At 56.9% G+C, this 2,720-nt stretch carries 1 protein-coding gene; it reads left to right on the forward strand.

The window, feature by feature from the left end; translation table 11 throughout:
• Positions 1-2,720, forward strand: a 2,720-nt coding sequence (locus tag GRP75_RS23755) for a condensation domain-containing protein (RefSeq protein WP_160790544.1), incomplete at both ends; no start/stop codon positions are given.

The raw sequence follows: 2,720 nt of genomic DNA on the forward strand, positions 1-2,720 counted from the left end.
GGGCCGTCCGACACGTGGACGCTGTTCCACTCGTTCTGCTTCGATTTCTCCGTCTGGGAAATGTACGGAGCGCTGCTGAACGGAGGCAAGCTGGTCATCGTACCGCCGCTCACGGCGAAAAATCCGGTCGATTTCCTGGCGCTGCTGGGCCGCGAACAGGTCACGATTTTGAACCAGACGCCAACGTACTTCTACCAGCTGCTGCGTAAGGTCTTGGCGGACCATCCGTACGATCTGCGGATTCGCAACGTCATCTTCGGGGGCGAAGCGCTCAGTCCGCTGCTGCTCAAGGGCTTCAAAACGAAGTACCCGGAGACGAAGCTGATCAATATGTACGGCATTACCGAGACGACGGTTCACGTGACGTATAAGGAAATCACGTGGGTCGAAATGGAGGCGGCGAAGAGCAATATCGGCAAGCCGATCCCGACGCTGAGGGTGTACGTCCTGGATGAAAGCTGCCGCCCTGTGCCGATCGGCGTAGCGGGCGAAATGTACGTGGCCGGGGAAGGCCTTGCAAGAGGATATCTGAACCGTCCGGATCTGACGGCGGAGAAGTTCGTCGATTCCCCGTTTGCGGAGGGGGAGAAACTGTACCGCTCGGGCGACTTGGCGGCTTGGCTGCCGGACGGCAATATCGAATACCTGGGCCGAATCGATCACCAGGTCAAAATCCGCGGTTACCGGATCGAACTGGACGAAATCGAGACGCAGCTGCTGAACGTCGAGGGCGTGGAAGAAGCGGTGGTGCTTGCCCGTCAGGACGGCGGGGGCGAGAAGGCACTTGTCGCCTACTTTGTGGCGGACCGGACACTGACGGTCAGCGAAATGAGAACCTCGCTGGCCCAGGGAATGCCGGGGTACATGATCCCGTCGTACTTCGTGCAGCTGGAGCGCATGCCGCTGACGGCCAACGGCAAAGTAGACCGCAAAGCGCTGCCGGAGCCCCAAGGCAGCTTGCAGACGGGCGTCGAATATGTAGCACCGCGTAACCGGACGGAGTCCGAGCTTGTGAAGATCTGGGAGGAAGTGCTGGGTTACTCCGGTATTGGAGTCCTGGACAATTTCTTCGAGCTCGGAGGCCACTCCTTGCGGGCGACGAACCTTGTCAGCAAGATTCGGAAGGAAATGAACGTCGAACTTCCGCTGCGCGATGTGTTCCGCTATATGACGGTAGAATCGATGGCCGGGGCTATTGCCAGCTTGGAAGAATCGCAGCACAGCTCGATTCCGAAAGCGGAAGAGAAAGCGTACTATCCGGTTTCCTCCGCGCAAAAAAGGCTGTACGTCCTGCACCAGCTGGATAGCTTGGAGCTGAATTATAATCTCCCAAGCGCCTTGCAATTGAGAGGGGCTTTGAACGAGGCCAAAGTGGAAAAGGCGCTGACTACTTTGGTGGCCCGGCACGATATGCTGCGCACCGGATTTGAAATCGTGAATGGGGAGCCGGTTCAGCGTATTCATCCGCTCGTAGCTTTCAAGGTCGAGAAGCTTCAAGCAAGCGAAGATCAGGTTGCGGCCATTCTTGAAGGCTTCATTCAGCCTTTTGACTTGACCCAGCCGCCTTTGCTGCGCGCCCTGCTGATCGAACTGGAGAAAGAGAAATTCCTGCTCGCGCTGGATATTCATCATATTGGTTCCGACGGCCTTTCCATGGACGTGCTGCTGCGTGAATTCGTGCGGCTTTACAATGGGGAAGAATTGCCGGAGCTGCGGATTCAATACAAGGATTACGCCGTTTGGCAGCAATCCGAGGAGCAGCGCCAGCGCATCAAACGGCAGGAGGAATACTGGCGCGGGGTATTCAGCTCCGAGCTTCCGGTTCTTGAGCTGCCTCTCGACTTCTCCCGCCCGGCCGTCCAGCAGTTTGACGGTCAAACGCTCACGTTTACGCTGGATGCGGAGAAAAGCGAAGCTCTCAAACGGCTTGCCGGCGATTCGGGGGCGACGCTGTACATGCTTCTGCTGGCTGCGTACTCCGTATTGCTTCATAAATACGCGGGACAGGAAGATATAGTGGTCGGCACTCCGATTGCCGCCCGTTCTCACGCCGACCTGCAGCCGATTATCGGCATGTTCGTCAATACGCTGGCCCTTCGCTTGGGTCCGGCGGCGGAGCGGACGTTCCTGGATTACTTGCAGGAAGTGAAGGAAACGACGCTTGGAGCCTACGAGCACCAGGACTATCCGTTCGAGGAGCTGGTGGAAGCTCTTCAGGTGAGCCGGGATTTAAGCCGGAATCCTCTGTTTGACACCATGTTTTCTTTGCAAAAGCACGAAAGCTTGGATTTAACCCTGGAAGGCTTGCAATGGTCGCTGTTCGACATCGAGGAAAAGACGGCAAAGTTTGATCTTAGCTTTGATATCGTGGAAGCCGATAACGAGCTGGTTTGCAAGATCGAGTACGCTACCTCGTTGTTTAGACAGGAAACGATGGTACGGCTGGCGGGTCATTACGAGCAGCTTTTGGCGTCGATCCTGGCTCAGCCGGGTGCGCGGATTTCGGATTTGGATATCTTGACGGACAGCGAAAAGCATGATTTCCTGGTCGAGTTTGACGTGTCGTCTCCGGCTCTTGCGAAGCAACCCGCCGCAGAGGGTACAGGTTTGGAGGCGGATGAGTCGTGGAGAGAGAGAACGTTCCACGAGCTGTTCGAGGAGCAGGCGGAGCGCACTCCGGGAGCGTTGGCGGTTGTCTACGAAGACAGTAAGCTGACGTA

It is taken from the genome of Paenibacillus sp. OT2-17 (genome assembly GCF_009827695.1).
Taxonomy (GTDB): Bacteria; Bacillota; Bacilli; order Paenibacillales; family Paenibacillaceae; genus Paenibacillus; species Paenibacillus polymyxa_B.